Annotated in this window: 18 protein-coding genes; 14 read left to right on the forward strand and 4 right to left on the reverse strand. The window is 41.4% G+C overall.

The features are described 5' to 3' along the window. Positions 1-6: 6 nt before the first annotated feature. Genes J5A56_RS01445 through J5A56_RS01470 form a run of 6 tightly spaced genes read left to right on the forward strand, consistent with a single transcriptional unit; the run spans position 7 to position 14,166 of the window. Positions 7-4,392: a hypothetical protein gene (locus J5A56_RS01445; RefSeq protein ID WP_021672844.1), complete on the forward strand. Its 4,386-nt coding sequence runs from the start codon at positions 7-9 to the stop codon at positions 4,390-4,392. Between the two features lies 1 nt (position 4,393). Further along, positions 4,394-4,858 (forward strand): hypothetical protein, encoded by a 465-nt coding sequence (locus J5A56_RS01450; protein ID WP_021672843.1) that lies wholly within the window; start codon positions 4,394-4,396, stop codon positions 4,856-4,858. Positions 4,859-4,881: 23 nt separating this feature from the next. Continuing rightward, positions 4,882-8,583: a hypothetical protein gene (locus J5A56_RS01455; protein ID WP_021672842.1), complete on the forward strand. Its 3,702-nt coding sequence runs from the start codon at positions 4,882-4,884 to the stop codon at positions 8,581-8,583. Next, positions 8,583-8,807 carry a hypothetical protein gene (locus tag J5A56_RS01460; RefSeq protein ID WP_021672841.1) on the forward strand — a complete coding sequence of 75 codons (225 nt, stop codon included), beginning with the start codon at positions 8,583-8,585 and terminating at the stop codon, positions 8,805-8,807. The genes J5A56_RS01455 and J5A56_RS01460 overlap by 1 nt, the downstream gene beginning before the upstream one ends. 2 nt (positions 8,808-8,809) lie before the next feature. Beyond that, entirely contained in the window at positions 8,810-12,124 is a 3,315-nt protein-coding gene (locus J5A56_RS01465; protein ID WP_021672840.1) for a hypothetical protein, read from the forward strand. Positions 12,125-12,126: 2 nt separating this feature from the next. Beyond that, on the forward strand, positions 12,127-14,166 hold the full coding sequence (locus J5A56_RS01470; protein ID WP_021672839.1) for a hypothetical protein: 2,040 nt from the start codon (positions 12,127-12,129) through the stop codon (positions 14,164-14,166). Here J5A56_RS01470 and J5A56_RS01475 read toward each other — a convergent pair. Both J5A56_RS01475 and J5A56_RS01480 read right to left on the reverse strand, forming a co-directional pair. Then, positions 14,157-14,522, reverse strand: a complete 366-nt coding sequence (locus tag J5A56_RS01475; RefSeq protein WP_021672838.1) for a hypothetical protein — start codon at positions 14,520-14,522, stop codon at positions 14,157-14,159. The two genes, J5A56_RS01470 and J5A56_RS01475, sit on opposite strands and share 10 nt — an antisense overlap. A gap of 102 nt (positions 14,523-14,624) precedes the next feature. Then, positions 14,625-15,626 (reverse strand): tyrosine-type recombinase/integrase, encoded by a 1,002-nt coding sequence (locus J5A56_RS01480; protein WP_021672837.1) that lies wholly within the window; start codon positions 15,624-15,626, stop codon positions 14,625-14,627. Positions 15,627-15,856: 230 nt separating this feature from the next. On the opposite strand from J5A56_RS01480, the gene J5A56_RS01485 reads away from it, so the two are divergent. From J5A56_RS01485 to J5A56_RS13725, 8 genes are all read left to right on the forward strand, one after another. Beyond that, positions 15,857-16,099 carry a hypothetical protein gene (locus J5A56_RS01485; protein ID WP_021672836.1) on the forward strand — a complete coding sequence of 81 codons (243 nt, stop codon included), beginning with the start codon at positions 15,857-15,859 and terminating at the stop codon, positions 16,097-16,099. A 66-nt stretch (positions 16,100-16,165) separates the two neighbouring features. Continuing rightward, positions 16,166-16,996, forward strand: coding sequence for a DNA adenine methylase (locus tag J5A56_RS01490; protein WP_021672835.1), 831 nt, complete (start codon positions 16,166-16,168; stop codon positions 16,994-16,996). Between the two features lie 414 nt (positions 16,997-17,410). After that, the gene (locus tag J5A56_RS01495; RefSeq protein WP_021672833.1) at positions 17,411-18,055 is read left to right on the forward strand and encodes a hypothetical protein; all 645 of its coding nucleotides are present in this window, start codon (positions 17,411-17,413) and stop codon (positions 18,053-18,055) included. Between the two features lie 22 nt (positions 18,056-18,077). Next, a complete protein-coding gene (locus J5A56_RS01500) occupies positions 18,078-18,437 on the forward strand; it encodes a hypothetical protein (RefSeq protein ID WP_211815461.1) in 360 nt (119 codons plus the stop codon). Then, the gene (locus J5A56_RS13875) at positions 18,371-18,745 is read left to right on the forward strand and encodes a leucine-rich repeat protein (protein ID WP_211815462.1); all 375 of its coding nucleotides are present in this window, start codon (positions 18,371-18,373) and stop codon (positions 18,743-18,745) included. Before J5A56_RS01500 ends, J5A56_RS13875 begins: the two co-directional genes overlap by 67 nt. Before the next feature lie 287 nt (positions 18,746-19,032). Next, positions 19,033-19,959: an Ig-like domain-containing protein gene (locus J5A56_RS01510; protein ID WP_211815463.1), complete on the forward strand. Its 927-nt coding sequence runs from the start codon at positions 19,033-19,035 to the stop codon at positions 19,957-19,959. Between the two features lie 184 nt (positions 19,960-20,143). Then, entirely contained in the window at positions 20,144-20,926 is a 783-nt protein-coding gene (locus J5A56_RS01515; protein ID WP_036920355.1) for a radical SAM protein, read from the forward strand. A gap of 68 nt (positions 20,927-20,994) precedes the next feature. Beyond that, complete coding sequence (locus tag J5A56_RS13725) at positions 20,995-21,126, forward strand: hypothetical protein (RefSeq protein WP_282958283.1); 132 nt, start codon at positions 20,995-20,997, stop codon at positions 21,124-21,126. Between the two features lie 453 nt (positions 21,127-21,579). Here the strand turns inward: J5A56_RS13725 and lpxA are convergent, their stop codons facing one another. Both lpxA and J5A56_RS01525 read right to left on the reverse strand, forming a co-directional pair. After that, positions 21,580-22,362: an acyl-ACP--UDP-N-acetylglucosamine O-acyltransferase gene (gene lpxA / locus J5A56_RS01520; protein WP_021671113.1), complete on the reverse strand. Its 783-nt coding sequence runs from the start codon at positions 22,360-22,362 to the stop codon at positions 21,580-21,582. 112 nt (positions 22,363-22,474) lie between these two features. Next, positions 22,475-23,854 (reverse strand): efflux transporter outer membrane subunit, encoded by a 1,380-nt coding sequence (locus J5A56_RS01525; RefSeq protein WP_021671114.1) that lies wholly within the window; start codon positions 23,852-23,854, stop codon positions 22,475-22,477. Positions 23,855-23,862: the final 8 nt, after the last annotated feature.

Here is a 23,862-nt window from a genome sequence, read left to right on the forward strand (position 1 = left end):
AACTATATGAAACCAGTAGAGATTGAATTCCTTATGCGTGATAACCTCACGGCAGGACTTGACAAAAGTAAGATGAGCGTCGAGCAGCTTCTTGGAGCAGCTCGTCGCGCTTCTCTCGTTATCAACGCTAAAATTACTGAACAACGTAAGGTCATTGATGGAGTTAATTCAGACCTCGAAAAGATGCAGCGTAAGTTGCAAACAATGAAACCAGGTTCTGCACAAGAGGAACTACTGGCAGAGATTAGTGCATGCAAAAAGGTTCTTAATGAGGAAATCGGTGCACTACAGCAATTAGAAAAAGAGCACCTACAAGCTAAGCAGGGCGTTGAGCAGCTGGCGCAAGAGTATCAGAAGATCTCTATTTCGGAGGAAACCGCAGCTGCAAGCTGTAAGAGTTTAACCGATAGAATTGTTGAACAAAAAGCAATTATAAAGCAGACGGAGGCTGACGTGAAAGCCCTTCAGAAAGCTTATGATACGTCTGCACCTGGTAAAGCTCAGGCAGAAATATTAGCAGACCTCAACGCAGCAAAGAAAGCCTTACAAGAGGATAAAGGTGTATTGGAGGAACTGACAGAAGCTCAGAATCGTAGTAAAGAAAGTAATCAGCGTCTTTCAAGGCAGTTACGTGAATTACAAAACGACATGGCACGTATGCGTCTTAACGGTCAGCAGAATACCGAAGAATATCAGAAGATGGCAGAGAAAGCAGCACAACTCTCTGATACTCTTGGTGACCTCCGTGCTCAGACCAGCATCTTAGCTAATGACGATGCAAATCTGCAGGGCTTTATTTCTGGGGTTAACGGACTCTCAGGTGCATTTACCACAGCTACAGGTGTAATGTCTCTCTTTGCATCAGAAAATGAAAACCTGCTGAAGATACAAGCACGTGTACAGAGTGTTATGGCTATCACTATGGGTTTACAGCAGGTCTTTAATGCTTTGAATAAGGATAGTGCATTTCGTTTGGTCACAGTTACCAAAGCTAAGGAATTGCTTACAGCTGCTAACTATCGCCTTGCAACTTCATTGGGAATTTCCAATGCAGCTGCGACAGCATTAATGGCAACTCTCACACTTGGATTATCATTAGTTATTACAGGTATAATTGCTGCATGGAATGAGTTGTCTGATGCTCAAGAAGAAGCAGCAAAAAAAGCACAAGAACGTGTTGAGATAGAATCGCAGGGGCGTGCCGAAATGATTAAGACACGTTTTGAGATAGACACCACACGAGAGGCTCTTAAGAATTTTGCAGGCTCCAAGGAGGAGGAGAAGCAAAAATGTGAAGAGATGAATCGTAAGTATGGTGAGGCTTTTGGGTATTATGATACAGTCGCTCAGTGGTATGATGTACTGACTGAAAAAGCAGAGCAGTATATACAAATGCTCTTTTTACAAGCGAAAGTCCAAGCATTAGTTAACAAAGCTGTAGAAACAGATGATAAACTTGCTAAGCATAAAGGAACTAAACCTGGTAATGCAGAGTCTGATATTGCAGGGTATGAGAAGTTCGGACTCGCTATGTATACCAATTATGACCCAAAATTTAACGCTATTAGTGCTATCGAAAAAGCTAATAAACAAGCGTATAACAAGAAAACAAAAGAGTTAGAAGCGGAACGTGATGGTTATCTTAAGCAGGCTGCAGACTTACAAAAAGAAGCTGCTAATATAGGCAAGAGTGCGAGCATAGGTGGGCACGTATCACCATCTGGCACCAAGAAGACCAAAGTCAAGAAGACCAAAGTCAAGAAGCCAAAAGATACCAAGAGGGAAGAAAATCGTATTGCCAATGAACTGCTTGCATTGCAGCAAAAGAATCGGCAAGCAGAGATAGACCTGTTGGAAGAGGGGTCTGAAAAGAAACGTCGTCAGATCAGGGAAAACTACGAAAAGGAACGAGAAGAACTCATTAAGCAAGAAAAGATGTGGCGTGCTGCTCAAAAAGGACAACTAACCAAGCAGCAGGAAGAAGCACTTGCAACTGCTCGTTCGCTTGCTGCTAAGAAGAAAAAGGAAGATGAGGCTGAGATCGCTAAGGAGGAAACTAAAAAGCGTCTTGAGATGCAGCGTGACGAGGTGCAAGCTATGAGCGATTATCTTCGTAAGTATGGTTCTTTTCAGCAGCAGAAGCTTGCTATCGCTCAAGATACAGCACAGAAAATAGCAGAGATAGATGCTTCCGAGGTGAGCGAAACTACTAAGAAATGGCAGAAGGCTCAAATTCTCAAGGAGCAACAGCAAAAAGAAGCAAGTATGTCATTTGAGGAAATCAGCCGTGGTATTGACTGGAATGCACTATTTAGTGGTGTAGGTAGTCTTAGTCAAGAGATGATGCGACCAATGATGGAACAGTTACGTGCTTACATAGAAACAGATGATTATCGGAATGCAGATGCACAGACTCAACAGGCTGTGACCGACCTTATTCAACAACTACGTCAATATATAGGTACGGACCAAAGTGTAACATGGCAGAAGTTGGATGAAGAACTCAAGGCATTTACTAATAGTGTAGCAGTTTATGATCGTGCCGTTAAAGCCGAAGAGGCTGCTGTTAGAACACGTGAAGAGGGTAAAAAGAAACTCTCTACTGGTGCAATTACCTCAGAGGAATATAAAGTTCTCGAAGAAAAAGCTGAAGAGTTAGGAAATGCGACAGTGAAAGCACATGAAAACATGGAAGCTTTTGGTACTGCACTTAACCGTACATCGGAGGAGATTGCTAATTTCACGTCTGGTTTAACTACCACTCTTAATAATGCTAAAGGCTGGAAGGGCGTGGAGGGTTTCAGTGGAGTGCAGCAGTCAGTGGGACAGATAGACCAGTTGAAAGGTACTTTAGACTCTATTCTTCCTCAGATGGGTGAAGGAATGGCAAAGACTATCGGAAGCACAGTGTCAAATACTATGGGCAGTGCGATGTCATCTTTGGGTGGTGGCTTGTCAAAACTACTATCAAGTGGACTTGGAAGTGTCTTAGGAATTGTTGCACAGCTTCCAAAGTTGATCCTGGATCTCATCAACGGAATAAAAAACTTTGTCACAGGTATTCTTAATGCAATTACGGAGATTCTCTCTCTTCGATGGATAGACGGTTTGGTCAATGCTATCTTAGCAGCCATTGGTAATCTTATCAATGCTATATTTGATTTACCTGAAAATCTCTTCAAAGTGATAGAGTCTATTATCGTGAAAGGCATTGGTGGTCTTCTTAATACCATCTTTGGACGTGTATTCAATATACTCTCATTCGGTGCGTTGAGTTCCAAAGGTCCCAGTGAATGGTTTACAAATTCCAATGAGGAAGAAGTTGCAGACAGCATAGATCGACTTACTAAGCGTAACGAACTGTTGGAGCAGGCTATCAAAGACCTCACTGATGAGATGAAAACTTCTCGTGGGGCTACTGCTATTCGCATCTCTGATGATGCAGAGAAACTGCAACGTGAGACGATTGATAACTATCGTGGTATAGCACAGGCACAGGCTTCCTATCATTCTTCCCATCGTAGTTTCAATTACTATTGGGGTGGCTTTAACGAGGAACAAATAGCTCGCCTGAGTACACAGATGGGTAGGCAGTGGAATGGTAACATTTGGAACCTCAGTCCAGAGGAAATGAAGATGCTCCGCTCCAATGTCGATATGTGGAAGACCATTGAAGATACTGGTAAAGGCGGTTATGGTGGTAGGGTGATAGAGAAGCTCAATGACTATATAGAGCAGGCAGGTAAGCTGAAAGATATTACGGATGCTCTTTACGAGAACCTAACCACAACAACAAAGGATAATGTCTTCGATGACTTCCTTAATTCGCTCTATGGGCTCGCTAATGGGTCTGAGAAAGTGTTTGACGAGATTGCCGAGAACTGGCAAGTCATGGTAAACAAGATGGCTGTCAATAACCTTGTTGGTGCTAAGTTTCAAAAAAGACTTGAATCTTGGTATAAGAATCTTGCTGAACTTAACAAATCACGTACTACTGGCGAGTTGACAGATATTGAGTATCGTCAACGCCTTGAAGCATTAAAACGTGAGTATGACGAATACGTAAAAAGTGCACAGAGCGACCTTGAACAACTTAGACAAGAAGGTATCATTAAAGAAACAAAAGAAGGTGGTACCACGCAACAGGGTAAGAGTGGAGCTTTTATGGCAATGAGTCAAGACCAAGCGACAAAACTTGAGGGGTTGTTCGTGAGTGGTCAGATACATTGGGCAAACATTGATGACCATGTTGAAGATGTAGCAGCAAAAATGAATGCTGCACAGGAACATCTCCGAAAGATAGAAGAGAATACTGGTAGTAGTGCAGCCTCTTTGAAGATAATAGGCGATGATATTAAAAGGATAATTCGTGACGGTGTAAAAGTAAAGTAACATGACAAAGATATTAGAAGGACAAGTGCTGGTTAACGGCATCGACATTTGGAAAGAATATGGCGTGTTTCTCACTGAAGAAAAGAAAGGAGGTAGAGAAAACCTTAATGCTATCCTTACTCCAAGCAAAGCAAAGGAGCATGTTGGAGTAGATATTCGTGAGCATAATGGAAAGAAGTATTCTCAAGTACTTAGCCCTGCTAATGTAGAGCGTGATATAACGTTACACTTTGCTCTATATGCTGCTACACGTGAGGTCTGGCTACAGAAATATATGGCTTTTATTCGTTTTCTTAAAGCAGGTGATAAGGGTTGGTTGACTGTCAAGTTTCGAGAGTTAAACCTAAGTGTAAAGGTGTTTTTCCTTGATTGCAGTTCTTATCGCTCTCTTACCTATCTCTGGAAAGAGGGTGTTCAGGCAAGTAGTTTCAAGGTGAAATTCAGAGAACCAAATCCAATTTTATAACACAATTCTAACACTATTTAAATATGCTTCTAACACTGTTTGATAGTAATAAACAAGTTAAAGTTACATTCGAACCATCAGAAAGTAGCACACAGGACAAGGAGATTCAAGGCGATAACCTTTTGAAACTTTCCTTTACCTTGTATGAGTGTATCTCCATAGACGTGAATGATTATCTCGACTATGAGGGCGAACGTTATTGGGCTACTGAAAAATATGTCCCTTCACAAAAGAGCACTATGGAGTGGGAATATAGTTTTCAAATGAAAGGCATAGAGAGCCTTATTACTCGCTTCTTGGTTCTCAATAATACCGATGGTGAGAATGAAGCAGTATTCTCTCTGACGGCTCGTCCAATTGATCACATGCGCCTCATTGTTAAGAATATCAATGAAGGTATGGATGGACTTACAAATTTTAAGGTTGGTATTGTTGAGGGAACGGAGAACATTACGATAGAATACACTGGTAAGTATTGTAATGATGGACTGAAGGAACTTGCTGATGCAGTACATACTGAATGGTGGTTTGATGGACAGACAGTGAACTTATGTCGATGTGAACATGGTGAGGAACTTACCTTAGGTTATGATAAGGGACTTGTGTCTCTTGATCGTGATATGGCTGATGGTGCTAAGTTCTATACAAGGCTATTCCCTATAGGAAGTTCACGCAATATTGACAGTGCAAAGTATGGGCATAGTCGCCTGATGTTACCTAACGGAGAAAAGTATGTCGATGTGAATGTTGAGAAATACGGTATTATTCATCATTATGAGCAAGCTGCCTTTGCGAATATTTATCCTCATCGTATAGGCGTTGTAAGTAGTGTGCGACAAAAAGAAGTAAAAGACAATGACGGTAAACCATTTACTATCTATTACTTCAAAGACTCTGAATTGAACTTCGACCCTAATAAGTATGAAATTGCCAACTTGGTAAAGCGTGTCTCTTTTCAAGAAGGAAGCGAACTTGCTGGTTTAGGAACAGATGCAGACCATTACTTTGAGGTAAATTTCAATAGTGAGACCAAAGAGTTTGAAATTATCACGATATGGCCATATAATGATGGAACACAATTACCTGGGGGAGTCTTAATTCCAAAGGTCGGTGACAAGTATATACTATGGAACCTAAGAATGCCAGACGAATATTATACATTGGCAGAGCAGGAACTGCGTGAAGCTGTAGAGAAGTATAATCAGAAAAATGCTCTTGATGTGTCACGTTATAAAGCACCGACAGATCATGTCTGGATAGAAGATAATCATATTGACTTATTTGTTGGACGTCGTATCCGCTTAGAGAGTTCTGAATATTTTCCTAAGACTGGTTATCGGAAAAGTCGTATTACTCGTATCAGTCGAGAACTGAACCTGCCAGGAAAGATGGATATTGAAATCAGTGATGCACTCTCTACAAGCGTGATGACAAAGGTAAGTGAATCTATAACTGAGGTGAGGAACTACACTGGAGCCTTAGTTGGTGCATTGAATGTTCCAGACTTAATACAGAGTGGAGATACAACTAAACCTGCAGATACGAATATCTACAGTGCTCGTCGTACTCATAAAGAGTTTCTTTCTAAGACAGCTGAAGATGTCGCTACGAAGTTTATAACCTTCCTTGAAGGTATCGGCCTTGGAGTGAATGGGCAATTCTCAATCAATGCTGATGGTGTAGCACTACTATCTCGCATACTCATTGGTAACTTCTCCAAAGGGGCATCAGGCGCAGGTATCTATGCAGATGAGCAAGGTAACTACCATATTGAAGGTGATTACCTACATGTGCGCAAGCAGCTGACGGCAGAAGAGGTACAGCTGATGAAGTCGACACATATCAATGGTAAGGTAATCAACTCTCCTGGCAGCTTCACCATTTCCAAGGTTGAGAAAATAGATGGTGGCTGGAGGTGTTACTTCACCCAGCAGGATGGTGATGGACGGATGGTTAGCAATACCATGGGAATGGACGATTACGCTTATTGTGAGACCTTCAACTTTGTTAATCAGCAAGGTAATTTGTCAAATCACTATTGGCATCGACGTGTCTTCGGGCTCGGTACTGATTATGTGGACATCTGTGGCAATACAAATGCTGACGATTACGCAAGTGGTAGCGATGAGCCTAAGGTAGGCGATGAAGTGTCAACATTGGGTAATAAGACAAATCCAGCACGCCAGCACGCAATTATTCAGGCAGCTGCAGGGACAGGCTCACCTTACTATCGTATGTATGTTGGCATCAACTCTTTCTCAATGCCTAAACCAAAGATTCAAATGAGTCCGACTGAAGGCTCTTGGTGGATGGTTACAGACGAACATGGCAACGATATGCCGATGGAGGAGTACATAGCCTCTTTGAAATCACAACTTAACGCTGTGCAAGATCAGGCAGACAAGCAAATCGTAATATGGTTCGGTGATACTGTGCCAACAGCCTCAACAGAGCCTGCCAGTGAGTGGACAGACGAATCTACAAAGGAGATGCACCTGCATGACATCTATTATAATAGAAGTTACGCAGAGACAGGTGGAGGTCGGGCGTATTCATTTGAGAAGAGTCATGATAACACATACTCTTGGAAAGAAATAACCGACGCTGACGTGTTGAAGTCTCTCGAAGCTGCACAGAGAGCACAAGACACTGCTGATGGTAAGCGTAGGGTCTTCGTGCGTGAGCAGCCAGTTCCTCCATACGACAAAGGCGATCAGTGGAGCAACGCTGCCTTTAAAGATAAATATAACAACGACCTGCTTGTCTGTGTACGGTCGAAAAAGAAAGATGACCCTTTCGATATAGAAGACTGGTACCCAGCACAGGCTCTTACATCTGCGCAGTTCAAGTCAGAACTCAAGACGGCTGCGGACAATATATCTGCTACGATTACAAGTCTGAAAGATGGACTGATTGAAGTCGGATTTGAACTTGACGGCAAAAAGAAGACCTTTACCGTGACGGCTGAAAATTTCAAAGTTCAGACCCCGAAAGGCAAAGTTGCTTTGATGACATCGGATGGAAAGGTAAATGCTGAACTGATAGAGGCAAGAAGTCTTCGAACCGTACCAAGTAAAGAGGGCTTACATATCGAAATGTACGAGGGCACTTTTGATATTTTTACAAAAGACGAAAAGAAAGGCATCAGCATGACCGTTGATGCAGATGGCTATCCACATCTTATTTTCTTTGACAAGAAGGGGCAAGCAAAGTATGATCTTGGATATACTGGTCTGAAAGAACTTGTCTCGGCTTATCGTGCAGCCTATTGGACCAAACACACACTTGTTGAGGTTACAGGGAGGGGACTGGGAGCTGTCTATCCCAAAACAGGCAAGGGAAAGCTCTGGTACCAGTACCACGCCCCTTATCACTATGCGACAGGCAAACTCGGAGAGCATGCCGAGGAGGATGGAAGACTATTTGAGCTTGAGTCATTCGGCTCTCCGATACAGGATGGTTGGTACACAAATGAGAATCTTGAGGGTAAGTTCCTCGTAGGTGGTAATGACATGATTGACAACGAAGACCCTCATGGTGTTCCCAAACCACGTGTATATGGGGTCAAGATCTATAAAGTCGAAAGCGGAAAATTCAGCGGAGAGGCGACCTTTGTATGGTTCAAGGTTGAGAACGGCAGAACGTCATTCTGCGACTTAGACGGCAGTCCGCTGGTTGTACAAGGGGGATTATTGCAGAATTACCCATTCAAGTTGGATTTCTGATGAAACATATCAAGTTACATATCTCGGAAGCACAGCGTACAGAGAATAATCGCTTTGCACTGGTATCTATCCGTGGCATTGAAGATACTACGGGTGAGAGTTTTGCTTCTGCTCACCCAAAGCTATTACAAGATATTATCTGTCATGCGTTATCTCTTGCACATGGTATGGAGATAGAAGGCAACCATGGATTCACGTATGTATTTCCTTTTAAGTTATCATAGATATGACAAAAAATATAGAACCGATATACATTGATCGCAAGTCAAAAGGCAATCAACTCACTGCAGAGGAATTTAATAAAATTCCTGAGAAGGTTAACGAACTCATTGAAGCGCATAATACCGAAGAAGAGCGTGTGAAGAAGGTCGTGTCAAAGAACCGCGCCTCGCTCGGACAGCTTTCCAACGTGAACACAGAGGTTGACGAACTCACCTCTGAGACCTGTGTACTCGTATGGAATGGCGATCAGTGGGTACCAATGAAGTTATCTGAACTCCCTATTGGGCAAGGTGGCGGAGGACAGCAGCAATCTATTCTATATTACTTACGTGCTGTCAATCAGTCGCCATCGACAACATTATCGGCTTCTAAATCAGCCGGCGAATGTAGTATTAAGTTTATGTTCGTGTCTCGCACTAAGGATGTGGGACAGAGCGATTTTATCGACACAGGCGAGTGGGGAACGTATGAGATCTTCGCTAAGGCTGGCGATGGTACTTTCGTGTCTAAGGCTCGTGGTCGCTGTCAGTCGAATACGGTCACGACTGTTGATGTCTTCAAGTTCCTCGAATCAGGACAAAACAACATCATGGTAAAGATTACAGGTGAGGTGACGGGGCAAACCTCCCCTGCCTTGGTGTATTCAATCACATTGTCAGCTCTCTTTCTATCTATCTCAGAGTTCAATTGGTGGAAGGCTTATCAAGGCGACATTGTGCTGCCATGTTATATCAGTGGTAACATCTCTAAGACACTTCATGTTAAGATTACAGGTGAAGGCTACAAGCAGACGTATGAACGTCAATTTGGAACGGCTACTTACACTTCTTCGCCTGTTGCTTACACCGTTCCTTTCACGAACAAGACAGGTATCTTCCATCTTTCTGCGTGGCTCTCGAATGAAGATAATACGGTCCAAACTACACCAGTTGGATATGACTTCATGGCGGTAGCTAATAACGAAGCGGTTAAGATGGTAGTCGTGAACAACAAGGCGGAGAAGCTACTTAACTGGTATGAGAATAAGGTGCTGGAGTACGCTGTATATGACGGTAAGGCAGTAACGACACCACTGTCTATCTTGATGAAGAAAGATAACGAGGTGCTGCAAGAGAACGTATCTGAAAATACGCTGACACAAACCAAGATGCAGTACACGCTTTCGCTCGAGGTTGAGACGATTGATAACTCCGATTTCACTGCGTTAATCGGCTTTCGTACGCACCCAACAGACGAGGTGCGTTTGCGTGATGCAATTCCATTCCCAGTGGATAACTCACAAGGTTACTCTGCTACTGCTGGAGCGGTGTTCTATCTGAATGCGAAGAACAGAAACAACACCGATACCGACCGCAACGTCCTCCGCAATCTCATCAATGCAGAGCATATTGGTGCTGAGTGGCAAAACGTGGCTTTCTCACGCGATGGCTGGGTAACAGATGAAGAGGGTGCACGAACATTGCGACTGTTGGCTGGTTCACGATTGACGATTGACTACAAGCCGTTCGCCAAGGAGGCAGCACAATCGGGTAAAACTATTGAAATCGACTATCAGATCAACAACACGTCAGACTCTGATGCAGATTGTATCTCTATCGCTATGCCTTATCAGAAAGGTTATATCGGACTTAAGGTGAAGCCATCTTCTATTATGTTCGCAACTCGAAGTGAGCGTAACGCTGACGTACAAGCGATGAGCACTGATGATGGTGTGCGTATTCGCCTGGCACTCGTAATTAGTCCTAAGAAGTACACTTACGTACTCAATGGCAATACGTACTACCTTAACCTTGTCTATCTCTACATTGACGGTGTAGAAGCTCGTAAGTTCGCTTACTTGCTTACAGACTCTGTGCAGATAGGTTCTGGCGGTGGTATCGTAATAGGTTCTGATAGTGCTGATGTAGACCTTTACTCTGTGCGTATCTACGACAGTGCGATGGACGCTGCTAACGTTCATCAGGACTATATCAATGCACTTGCTACTGTTGGCGAAAAGAGTACTGAGAAATTAGACAATGATATTTACGATACGCTCGGCACCACGGTTGACTTTGATAAAGTGCGTGGTAAGGTAAATGTATTTACTTTCGATAAGCCATTGCCGGCTTATGAATATGGAAAGTCATATCGCCCAAAGGGTACGCTTGAGATATACCCTAAAGATGGCAATACGAACCTTAACCGATTGACGATTACCAATCTTCAGCTGCAAGGGCAGGGAACATCATCTATGCTCTATTACCTTTGGAACTGGAAAGCGAAGGTGGCTAAGGACACGACCATCGTATATGAAGACGGACAAACTGCACAGAAGAAATTTGAACTCTTCAAGAACCTGCCGAAAATATCAAAGCTAACAGCAAAGAAGAATATCGCTTCTTCAATGCAATATCATAAGATGGGCAGCGTGAACTCATTTACTGACCTATGGAAGGCTGTTGGCTTGACAAACGAGGGTATCGAGCAGGACAGCGAAGCACGAGTATCTATCTATCAAGAGACATTCGTTGGATTTGAGAAGCAGACAGCAGAGGACGGAACTGTAACGTATAAGTTTGTCGGTCTGTTTACTGTCGGTCCAGATAAGGGCGATGCTGCCACTTTTGGTTATGACAAGGATTTGTTCCCTGACCTCTTATCAATTGAAGGCTCTGATAACTCGCCACGTCTTACTCTGTTCCAGGTGCCTTGGGATAAACGGCGTATCCGTTACAACACGGAGGAGGAAGCCTATCAGTACCAAGTCAGCGAGTTATCGTGGGAGAATTGCTGGGATTTGGACTATGCAGACCTCCCAGCGGATGATAAGACAACAGCAGACAATGAAACTCGTCAGCGTGCAGAACAACTTGTAGAGTCGTATATCACTGCTTATAATATAGTGTATCAGTGCAACACGTTCATTGAGCCTTTTAATGGCACACTTGAAGAACTGAACGCTGACCCACATTCAACGCATATCGAATATTGGATAGCAAAGCAGGGCGACCCTAATCAATACAACCTATACTATTACGATAGCTTGTATAAGCGATTCTGTCCTTCGACACTCGATAGCGGTGTGTCGGCGGTTAATCTTCGTCAGCAGTTAGTTGGCAATAAATACGGACTAACCGAAGCAATGTTCAACGCGGTTAGTGATGCTGCCCTGCTCAATGAGTTATTCAAGTCAGCACGCATTCAGAAATTCCGTGCTGAGCAGCCACAGGACTGGGACATTATGGACCTGCTTTTTCATCAGTTATACGTAGAGTTGAAGGCAGCAACTGACAATTGTGCCAAGAACACATACCCGTATAACTTTAATGCAGAATAGATATGGCAAAGAGCAAATGGAAATTTAGACAAGATGACCTTGATACTATCCTCACGGTTATCAACCAAGGTTTAATGAAGAAACCCTACTGGGTAGAGTACCACGACACCTATGATGACGGTACGCCAGTGTGGAATGGAGAGAAATCTGTGTTGTGGAACCTGATGGAGCAAGCATACCCTGAGGAGCGTGCGCAGATGATGCGTCGTATGCTTGCGAAAATGGAAGAACTGGGCGGATTGCAGAAGGGTACGCACCAGCAGAAACTCTTTGCATACTTCGAGAGGTATTACTTCTCTGTGATTGACAATTTCTCATCTATGCTATACAATGAGGATGGCAAGCTCTATGAGAAGATGAAGCTTGCCATGCTGCAAGGTACATACACGAATGATACCGACCCACTGGGTCAATCACTTGGTGATGGAAAGTCACCCGAGGTTGCTTGGGTGAAGAAGCGTATTCAGTACTTGATGAGCAAGTACAGCTTCGGTGATTACGACGCAAAGACAGCTGAAGGGGCGATAACCGTGCGTACCTCTGCTCAGGCTGACGCTACGACAAACTCAATCGTTCTGCGATTAACGCCTGCAATGAAGCTATATCCTACGATTGCTTACGGTACTACGATAATGCGTGGTGCTCGCACAGATGCAGGTAAGCCATGCGAGATAGTCGTTGATATTAACGGTACTTCTGATCAGCAGTTATCTGTTAAGTCAGCTGACTACCTGCTCGATATAGGCGATTGGAGTTCGTATGTAATTAACGGTGCACTCTCAATCATTGGTAAGCGACTCAAGCGATTGAAACTGGGTGATGAGAACGAGCAGAACGTGAAGATACTTATATCTTCTCTTACGCTTGGCAATACCACTTCGTTAGAGGATATTGATGTTCAGAATATATCTACGCTCGGAGGTGCGCTCGATATGCGTGCTAACTACCGATTGCGTAAGTTCCTCGCTGGTGGTTCTTCGCTCACAGAAGCACACTTCGCTGATGGTGGTGCGTTGGAAGAAGTAGATTTTCCTGCCACCACGTCATACGTAGAACTAAAGAATCTCGATAAACTCACCAACGAGAAATGTAATACAGAAGCGTGTGCTCCTAACGTTATGAGTTACTTCGTCAGTGGTTGCGACAATCTCCAGCCTGTGAAGAAACTCATCGACATCATGGATGCGCAGGTCGGACAAGTGCCTCACGCTCTGCGCTACGTACGCTGTGTTGGTTTCAATGAGACATTCACGGACGGACGAGCATTCGACAAGCTCTCCCAGCTTGTAGACGGTACTTATCAAGGTATAGATGCAGAAGGTCAGTACGGAAATGACCCTTACCCTGTCTTGGACGGTACTATCAATCTCACCACAGGCGCATATCGTGACACCTACGATGCGCTGATGCAACACTATCCTAAGCTTAAGCTGAACATCGCTAAATGGTGGATTCGCTTCGAAGACCCAGAAGTAAAGCGCATCTGCATAGAGAATTGGGATAAAGACGGTGACGGAGAACTAAGTATGGATGAAGCAGCAGCTGTTAGTTCCATCGGGACTATCTTCGCAGGAAACAGAAAAATAAGAAGTCTACAAGTATTATCTTTTACCAATATTAAAAGACTTGGATATGAGAATTTAAAAGAATGTTATTCTTTAGAATCAATTACTATTCCTAAGAGTGTAGATGTTATAGATTGGTATGTCTTTGGGAACAACCGCGGAAAAGACCTTACAGCATTAAAAAAAGTTATTGTCGAAAAGGGGAAGCTGTCATACATACCAGAAGGGTTTGATAACAATATAAAGGATGTTGTAGACTATCCTTCTACCATATCTTCTTTTGGATGGGCTCAACCATCCTTGAAGGCAAAAGTAACTATTGTTAGAACAACAACTCCACCAACTGTTGATAAACTCTCTTTCAATGGCAAAGGAATAATATATGTACCTGACGATGTAATAGATGCTTATAGACATTCTGACAGCTGGTCTCGTGTTGCAGATAGAATTTATCCCCTCAGCGAGTATCATCCTTGATACTCGCTGAGTGGTAGTATTTCTTTTACATTGCTTATATTTGCAGCCTTATACGCTTCTACACTTCCATCTGGAACATATAAAGCTCTACACCCTCGGTAGGTCTCTCCAACCCATGTATTATTAAAAACAGGAGGTGTTGGACTATTCGGGAGAAGAATAGAAAAAGCCTCGCCTCTATGTTTTATATCATCTGAAATGCTCCAATAACCTATTTCCTTCATTTCTCCTAAAAACCTAATAATAATATTTTTACGAGGATGAGGTCTTGAAGTAAATTTTATTTGCCATCCACGCCCTACTTGCGTAATATGTTGAGGTATTGTTACTTCTCCAACTACGTCGTCAAATTTCACTACATCCTGTGTTACCCAATGTTGCGGATTCCAGCCTGAAAAATATTGCAGTTCATTAAATTTTCTACCAGAAGGTATATGTATAGTCCCGATGGAACCACCTTACCTGAAGGCTCTTCTTATTTCCTTATTAATAGTCGTGTCCTTCACAGCAGAATACACCTGCGTTGTCTTAATACTCTGATGTCCTAATATATGTTGTATTATAGGTAAGCTAACTCCCTTACTCAACAGTACAGTAGCACACGTATGCCTTGCGCAATGAAAGGTTATATGTCTGTGTATATTGAATCGCTTGAGCATACGCTTGAGAACCAGGTTACAACGTGCGTTACAAGGTAGCTGAAAAAGTTTACCTGTAGTTGTTTTGTTCTCTTGTACCATTGCAGCAGCCTTACCTCCAAACATCTTAGAGATAGGTATTCTTACCTCGTGGTCTGTCTTCTGCATTCGCATGATCACCCACTTATTTCGATATATATTCTTTACGTGCTGCTTAGTGACTTGCACGATATCAGAGAAGCGAAGACCTGAATAGACACTGAATAGAAAACCTTTAATCACCTTCCTCTCCTCGTCGGTCATATCTTCCTTTGCTTCTTTCTCCTCAATCCGCCTCAGTTCTCTCTCTGTCAATGATTGCTTCTGCACATTCTCAGTTTTGATATGATACTTGCGAAAAGGATAGACACTCATCAGGTCCTCGTCGATAGCAAGATTGACGAATCGACGAAAAATCTTCATAAACTTAGCAATGGTGTTTATCGCATATCCAGCAGCTCTCAAGAAGTTCTCGAAATCGCAAATGCACTTGTAATCAATCTGAGTAAAGGTTATATCATCCTTAAATCGCCTCAGTACCGCTAATGCAGCCTTATGATTTGATATAGTTCCAGGCGTGAAAGTTTCCTTTTTAATTTCCTCGTCCATCCATTCAAGAAAAGAGCTCTCCTGCTTATATAATGTCATTGTTGGGTTATCCATCAACTTGTTCACATCGCCCACTCGCTTTACGATATATTGCCCGTCTACCTGTATCTGGATTAAGGCGTTATGACCTTTAAGCTGTGTAGTTAAGTTCTGAATAAGATTTTTGAGATTCATTTCTTTGAATTTTGAGGACAACCTGCCCAAAATTCAGTACCTTTGTAGTTCTATTAGCAGGCTGCAGGTGAATGAAAATATAAAAAGCCCCCAGCCTGTTAAAAGTCGTCTCACTTACTATTAACAACACATCGGCACGATGCTGACTGGGGGCATATACCCTCTGCCGCATCGTGCCGATTTTGTTGTTTAATAAGTGAGACATTGCAAAGATACTAAAATTTAGGATAATGAAGATAATAGAAGTATTGAAATTTAATCGGGAGTTAATAAAAAGGCTCAAAACTGCAGGAATTCGATTGGAAGATGAAGCGTATGTAGACTTGTATACAGACTATACTACTTTACTGAATAGTGGTGAAAAGGTGTCTTATATAGTTGCACGTCTTTCAGACAAGTATGCTGTGAGTGAGCGTAAGGTGTATGCACTCATTAAGAGATTCGAAAGTGACTGCAAGATGATTGCAGTATGATTTGTTGTAAATATTCTTTGCCATCGCTAAATATGACGAACTTTGCCATACTAATTAAGTGAGACAATGAGAAAACAATACTTTTCTGCACCGCTTCCATTTCAGGGACAGAAGCGGATGTTTGCTAAGGAGTATATTAAGGTACTCCAACAATTCCCTGATGGTACTACCTTTGTAGACTTGTTTGGTGGAAGTGGTCTGCTATCTCATATAGCCAAGTGTCAGAAGCCTAATTCGACCGTAATCTATAATGATTTTGACGGTTATCAGAAACGGCTGACTATGTTATCAGAAACGAACGCACTGCTGTCAGAATTACGCAAGATAGTGGATGCTCCACGGTACAAGGCTATTTTGGGAGTACAACGAGAAAAAGTGTTAGAGTGCGTCCGTAAGTACGAGCGTATCTATGGATGTGTTGATTATATCACTCTATCTTCGTCTATCCTATTCTCTATGAAGTATGTAACAACGTATGCTGATCTTGAGAAAGAGACATTGTATAATAATATTAAATCAACAGATTATCCACCTTGTGATGACTACCTTGACGGATTGACCATTACCTCTTGTGATTATAAAGAGGTGTTTGAAAAATATAAGGATGTTCCTAACGTCGTGTTCCTGGTCGACCCTCCGTACCTAAGTACTGATAGTACAACATATAAGATGTACTGGAAGCTCTCTGACTATCTCGACGTGCTTACCATTCTCGCTGGTCATCGCTTTATCTATTTCACGTCAAATAAATCTTCTATAGTAGAACTTTGCGAATGGATAGGCAAAAATAAACTCATTGGTAATCCTTTTGAGAGCTGTCAGCGTAAAGAGTTCAATGCTCGTATGAATTATAATTCATCCTATACGGATATAATGCTTTATACAGATGTCGCTTGAATAGTATTCTAACACCATTTAAACGGTGAATAAAGACTACCATATATTGAGGATTGTGAAGATGTTAAGATTGAAGTAAACGTGTGACTGGCATTATAATGAAATAGCGTTCAAAGAAACATCTCTTTGAACGCTATTTCTTTTTTGAGAGGGGTATCCCATTGGTACTCCTCGTTTTAGTTCTATGAACGCATCGTTTAAAATTCTTACAACGCTTCGATTTGCGGATTATAAATTGTAGGGAAAATCGACAATATGGTTGTTGAGAGAAGGATAATGAATTATAGGAAAGATACTCCTGAAGAATTACTAACCACGAAAAAGGATATATGTGATGAGTTTGCGAGGCATGGATATAATCCTAATGAGATTATTTCTTTTGAGAAATAACTTTTAATTATTCAAACTATTTATATGAAGTATAAATCTTACCAAACTAAACTTAAGCGACATTATAGAGAACAGGTACATCGCGACATTTTTTCTTTGGCTCAAATGGATATAGACTCTATTGCTTTGAGGCTTGGTCCATTCAAAAAAGGACAAAAATTAATAGTAGAGTCACAGTATCCAATGGATCCAAGGCTTATGTTGAGATCAAGAGATAATGATGTTTATTTTGTATATGGTTATATACAGGCATCTATTATGTTGCTGAATATAGTACATTATGGGAAAAGTTATTTTCGTAAAGACAGTTACATCTATCCAGCAATGTTCTGTTTTCGTATGTACTTAGAACTGACGATGAAGTTAATCATTAAAAATAGAAGAGGGATAGTTGTTACAGGACATAGCTTAATGAAGATATGGGATAAACTAAAGTCTGTTTGTTCTTTGCAATTAGACGATGATGTAGAATCTGTAGAATTTTTGATAAAGAGTTTTCATGAATTGGATGAAAGGAGTACAACTTTCAGGTATCCAAAGATGCTCAATTTATCTCAAGAATCTTGGCAACAAAGTATGATGATAGATATACAGAAACTTCAAGAATGCTTCTTGCAGCTATATCGGTTTTTTGATGGACTTTATTTAGAAAGTTCAGTAAATGAATAAATTAATTAAAAAGAAAATTAAAATGAAGAAATTATTTAGCCTTTTATGGTTGCTATGCGTCTGTCTTACTATGTATGCGCAGGCAACGAAGTTGACAGTTGATTGTCAGAACCCTGGTTGGTTGTCAAACAAGATTACTTATGGTGATCAAATGACAGTAAAGGATTTAACTGTTACAGGATATATAAATGATACCGACATTAAGTTTTTATGTGCTTTGATACGTGACAGGGCACTCTCTGGAGGTAGATTAAATCTTGAAAACACACATATCGTTGGTAGCATATCAATTCTTGATGATTGTATGTCTAACGGATGGAATTGTCTCAATGGAGATGGACACTTAGCCTCTTTATATCTACCAAAGAGTTTAAAAAAATAAGCTCTGCAATTGGTAACATATCGGTTGACAGCTTATATTTTAGTCCACAAAAGATACACGCTGTATCATCTGAGTCTTTTTATGGAGGTGATAACAAGAAATATCTTAAACACTTGTTTTTAGGGGAAAATATTGATTCGATTCCTAAGTATAGTTTTATTGATTGTGAAAATCTTACATCTATCCATTTAGGAAAGAAGATGCACTACATTGGAGAAGCCGCCTTTTATGCTTCTACCAATTTAAAACACTTGAATTGGAATGAATTTACTTCATCTTTAGACTATATCGGACCAAAGGCATTTTAAATACACAATGGAAACCTGACACGATTCTTATCGGTGATAAAATTGAGAATTTTGATGTTTCATCTTTTAAGTATAAGGATGGTTGTCATGTATTCTTAGGAAAGAAGGTTCAGCAAATTTCCAACGCGAGCCAATGGTGGTCTTCTGGTATCCAAAATATTTTTCTCCACTCTAAATCTATAGTACCTCCTCATATTTCCATAAGATACGACGAACTTCATTATTTTACAGCTTATATTCCTCATGGAAGTTTAAATGCCTATAAGTCTGATGATCATTGGGGAAAAATGAATTTAATAGAAGATATAACTCATGTTGATAGTATTAGAATATTCCCTACGAATATTGTATTAGGACATCTTGGTGAAACAGCCTCTTTATCTGCGAAGGTTTATCCAGAAGATGCAAGTATCAAAGAGGTGGAGTGGATGAGTACGAAGAATGATGTTTGTATTATTACTTCAAAAGGTACAATTACAGCAACTGGTTATGGAGAATGTAGTGTTATTGCAAAAAGTAAAGATGGAGGACTACAAGCTATTTGTAGAGTAGCAGTAAAGGAGAGTCGTCCATTAACAGCAATTACTTTAGATATCCATTCCTTACAATTAGAGAAAGGGGAACAAAGGCAGTTGAAAGCAATATTGACACCAGAAAATCCTGATGATAGTAATGTTATCTGGTCAAGAAGTAATGATAATATAGAAGTATCAAATACAGGGATTGTTAAGGCAAAGAATGAAGGTAAAGTTTGGGTATATGCTAAATCTACAGATGGAGCAATTGGTGATTCTTGTAAGGTTGAAGTAATTACACACGTAAAAGGCTTGCATATAGAACCAGCAAGCCTTACATTTAAAAAATTAGGAGATAGTTTCAAGTTACGTGCTGTTCTTGACCCAGCCAATGCAACCGACACTACAATTACATGGTCTTGTGCTACAACTGATGTTTGTAATGTACTTGAAGATGGTACAGTAACAGCTGTAGGCGAAGGATTAGCCGTTATTTTAGCATATTCTAACGACGGACACTACCCTTCAACTTGTATTGTAAAGGTTGATACTTCCACAGATATTAATATCCAGACAATAGATTATCCAAAAGAGACCCAAATTTACAATATAGAAGGTAAGCAACTTACAAAACTTCAAAAGGGCGTGAATATCGTGAGAATCAGGAAAGGGCAGGTAAGAAAGGTTATTATTAGATAATATGCTTGATAACTCTTTGGCAGAATTAATTCGTAGTACACTTACTTCTGCCAATGGGTTATTATTGATTAGATTTATATATTGCACAGTACAAATAAGTATACGCATTCTCTTTTTCTTTTATAAGAAACAACATAACATTCAACAAAAACACTTATCTTTGTTGTTATAAAATAAATATTCAATGAGCACGATTATCTACCCATCCCCTATATTCGGTCCTATTCACAGCCGTCGCTTAGGTATTTCATTAGGTATCAACTTAATGCCAGCAGACGGTAAGATATGCACATTCGATTGCATATACTGCGAATGTGGCTTCAACAAAGACCACCGCACAAAGACACCCCACCCTACTCGTGAGCGTGTTGCAGAGGCGTTAGAAGCAAAACTAAAGGAGATGAAACAGGAGAATATCCATCCTGACGTCCTTACATTTGCTGGCAATGGTGAGCCAACCTCTCACCCACACTTCAATGAAATCATTGATGACACAATCCGTCTGCGCAATGAGTATTGTCCACAAGCAAAGATATCTGTTCTCAGCAATTCCACTTTTATCCATCGTCCGAAGGTTCACGATGCATTATCAAAGGTGGATAATAACATCCTGAAACTTGATACTATCAACACAGAGTATATCAACAAGGTAGACCGTCCCACACAGCCTTCCTACGATGTAAACCGTATCATTGCTAATATCAAAGCCTTTAATGGACAAGCGATTATCCAAACAATGTTTATGAAAGGAACAACAGAGGATGGCTATAATGCGGACAACACAACCGAAAACTTCGTTGCACCATGGTTAGAAGCTGTCAAAGAGATTGCTCCACGCGAGGTAATGATATACACTATCGACCGTGAAACACCCGACCAGCACTTGCAAAAAGCTACTCCCGAAGAGTTAGATGTCATCCGTGACCGTGTCATCGCACTGGATATCCCCTGCACTGCATCGTATTAATCTGGCTATTTCCTTTTAGCCTTACTGCAAGAAAAGGATTCAAATACGAAGAGCCTATCAATACAAAAGTGTACGTCAGAAAACTTTACCAACAAGAAAGGTATTTCGGTTCTATAACGAATCGTGTGGGTAAACAGTTTTTCCTTGCCAGCGTTCCTGTGTTTAATGGCTTTATGGCCAAACAGAAGAAGACTGGTTAAACTATGAATATAAAGGAGTTTGAGCTAAACAAGCTTCTACACCACCGCCTGCGTATTCTTAGTATTACAACATTTTGCTCACGATTCATCCCCTGTCATCCTTATATCATGGTGAATTTTACCCTCCGCACATGTGGTGTTAACCCTCCGCACCATATGTGCTAACCCTCCGCACCACATGTGCAGAGTATCAGCACCATAGCAAATGATGGTAAACATTCACGAATATTGTATGAAATAAGACCTTAAAACATCCTTTTCCGTTGGCTAAAGTGTTAAAGAGTAAACTAAACTGAACAAATAACTTCTTTTCATGAATACAACAGATATTATTCTAATCGGGGCAAACAACCCACACGATTCGTTATAGAGCCGGAATTTCTATACAAAGAAAAAGGAGAGCCAACCTCACGGCTGCGACTCTCCCAATCATAAAATCTATAGGTATGAAAATTATAATTTACTGATGATTCCTTCTTCTGTTCCACGTACAAACTCGAGGATGTTACGGATTTCAGGTGAATCAGGAACCTGCTGTTCTATTTGAATACAAGCATCAAAAACAGATGTCTGACCATGGAACAACAGACGATAAGCGTTTGCTATATGCTTAAGCACCTTGTCGTCAACGTCTGCTCTCTTGCTGACAGTAGTGTTTACTCCATTATAACCGATAGGTGAACCACCAGCTATAACATAAGGAGGAACATCCTTTGCGAAGGTCGTACCAGCCTGCACCACTGCATATTCGCCTACACGAGTGTTGGCTTTTTCAACAACATTAGACGAGATGATAGCACCCGTCCCAATATTACAGTCGCCTGCAACCTTAGCACCATAACCAAAGACACAACAATCGCCAACAACCGTATCATGACTAACATGTGCACCTTCCATCAGGAAGTTATTAGAACCGAGAACTGTCTTACAACCACGATGCGTAGCACGGTTGATGACTACATTCTCACGGATGATATTATTATCGCCCATAATCAGTTCGCTCTTCTCTCCCACAAACTCAAAATCTTGTGGTAAAGCAGCAAGTACTGAACCTTGATGAACCTTGTTTCCGTTACCCATACGAGTACCATTTAAGATGCTCACAAAGGGAAAGATTACACAGTTATCACCAATGACAACATCATCCTCTATATATACGAATGGGAATATCTTACAGCCGTCTCCAATCTTTGCCTTTGGAGAGATCTCAGCTTTTGGACTAATTTCGCTACTCATAATCTTAAATATTTAATTTTATCAGTATCTACCAACAACCATTTAATGTATCACATCAGTAATCGTGGTAATCATAATTATGAATTATGAATTGTGAATTATAAATTATGAATTACTTTGCACCTCCACCTAAGGCCTTATACAGATTGACAATTGATTGAAGCTTTGTAAACTGCTCCCGAACCTGTGAAATCTCAGCATTAAGTAGACTCTGCTGTGCGGTGATAACCTCAAGATAAGTGCTTGAACTCTGTGTATAGAGCATCTGTGTGTGCTCAACATTCTTATTCAAGACATCAATCTGCTGCTTGCGCAACTGTTCTTTCTCATTAGCTGCATTGTATGCTACGAGCGCATTGCTCACCTCTGAGCCAGCCTTGAGAACACTGTTCTGCCATGTGTTGTACGCCTGCTTATACTTATCCTCTGCAACACGTAACCCTGCTACCAACTGACCACGCATGAAGATTGGCTGTGTAAGACTACCAACAACACTTAACAGGAGCTTTCCAGGGTTCACCATGCCACCACTGTTTGTCCATGCACCTGTAGGTGAAATCGTCAGTGATGGATAGAAACGGCTGCGAGCTGTCTGAATATTATAGAAACACTGTGCCAAAGCCATCTCATTAGCATGAACATCAGCACGATTACTCAATAGCTGAACACCGATACCACCTGCGAAGTTTGCTGGCAAGCTCTGGTTGTCAAGACTGCCACGTGCAACCGTCTGAGCTGGTTCACCAAGAAGTAAACTAAGAGTATTCTCTGTCTCACGAATCTGACGACGAATGTCTGCAGCCTGTGTCTGAACACTATAGAAAGCAGCCTCTGCGCTCTGTACACTTGTTGAACGAGCACGACCAAACTCCATTTGGAGTTTCATCATATCCCAAGTATTCTTGGTAAGACCTAACATGTCATCAACAATCTGTTTCTGACGATCAAGCATCAAGAGCGTATAGTAAAGGTTGGCAACACTACCGATGAGGTTTGTCTGCGCATAAACCTTATAGTCCTGTACCTGCATTAACGCCATTTGAGCAGACTTCTTAGTAGAACGAAGCTTACCAAAAAGGTCTACCTCCCAGCTTGCTGAGATTGGAAGCGTATAAGCCTGTGTTGATGATGTATGCGTACCGAAATGAGAAATCGTTCCCGTTGGTGCAAATACCACTGATGGCAAGAAAGAAAGTTTGGCAGCCTTTACCTGCTGTTCAGCAATATCAACATTCAAAGCAGCATTGAGCAAGTCTGGATTATTATTAAGTGCTTTCTCAATGAGGGTCTGCAAATGTGGGTCAGTGAAGACACTGCGCCATGGCAGATTACCGAAGTCGTTAGCCCCCTCAAGCGTAGCCTTGTCATCAACAGGGTCGCGAACAATACCGCTCGTCTTCACATTAGGGCGTTCGTAATTGCCATAGAGACTCTTGCACCCTGTCAATGACAAGGCTGCAAGAGCTATAATGATTATATTTAATTTCTTCATTGTTATTC

It is taken from the genome of Prevotella melaninogenica (assembly GCF_018128065.1).
Lineage (GTDB): Bacteria > Bacteroidota > Bacteroidia > Bacteroidales > Bacteroidaceae > Prevotella.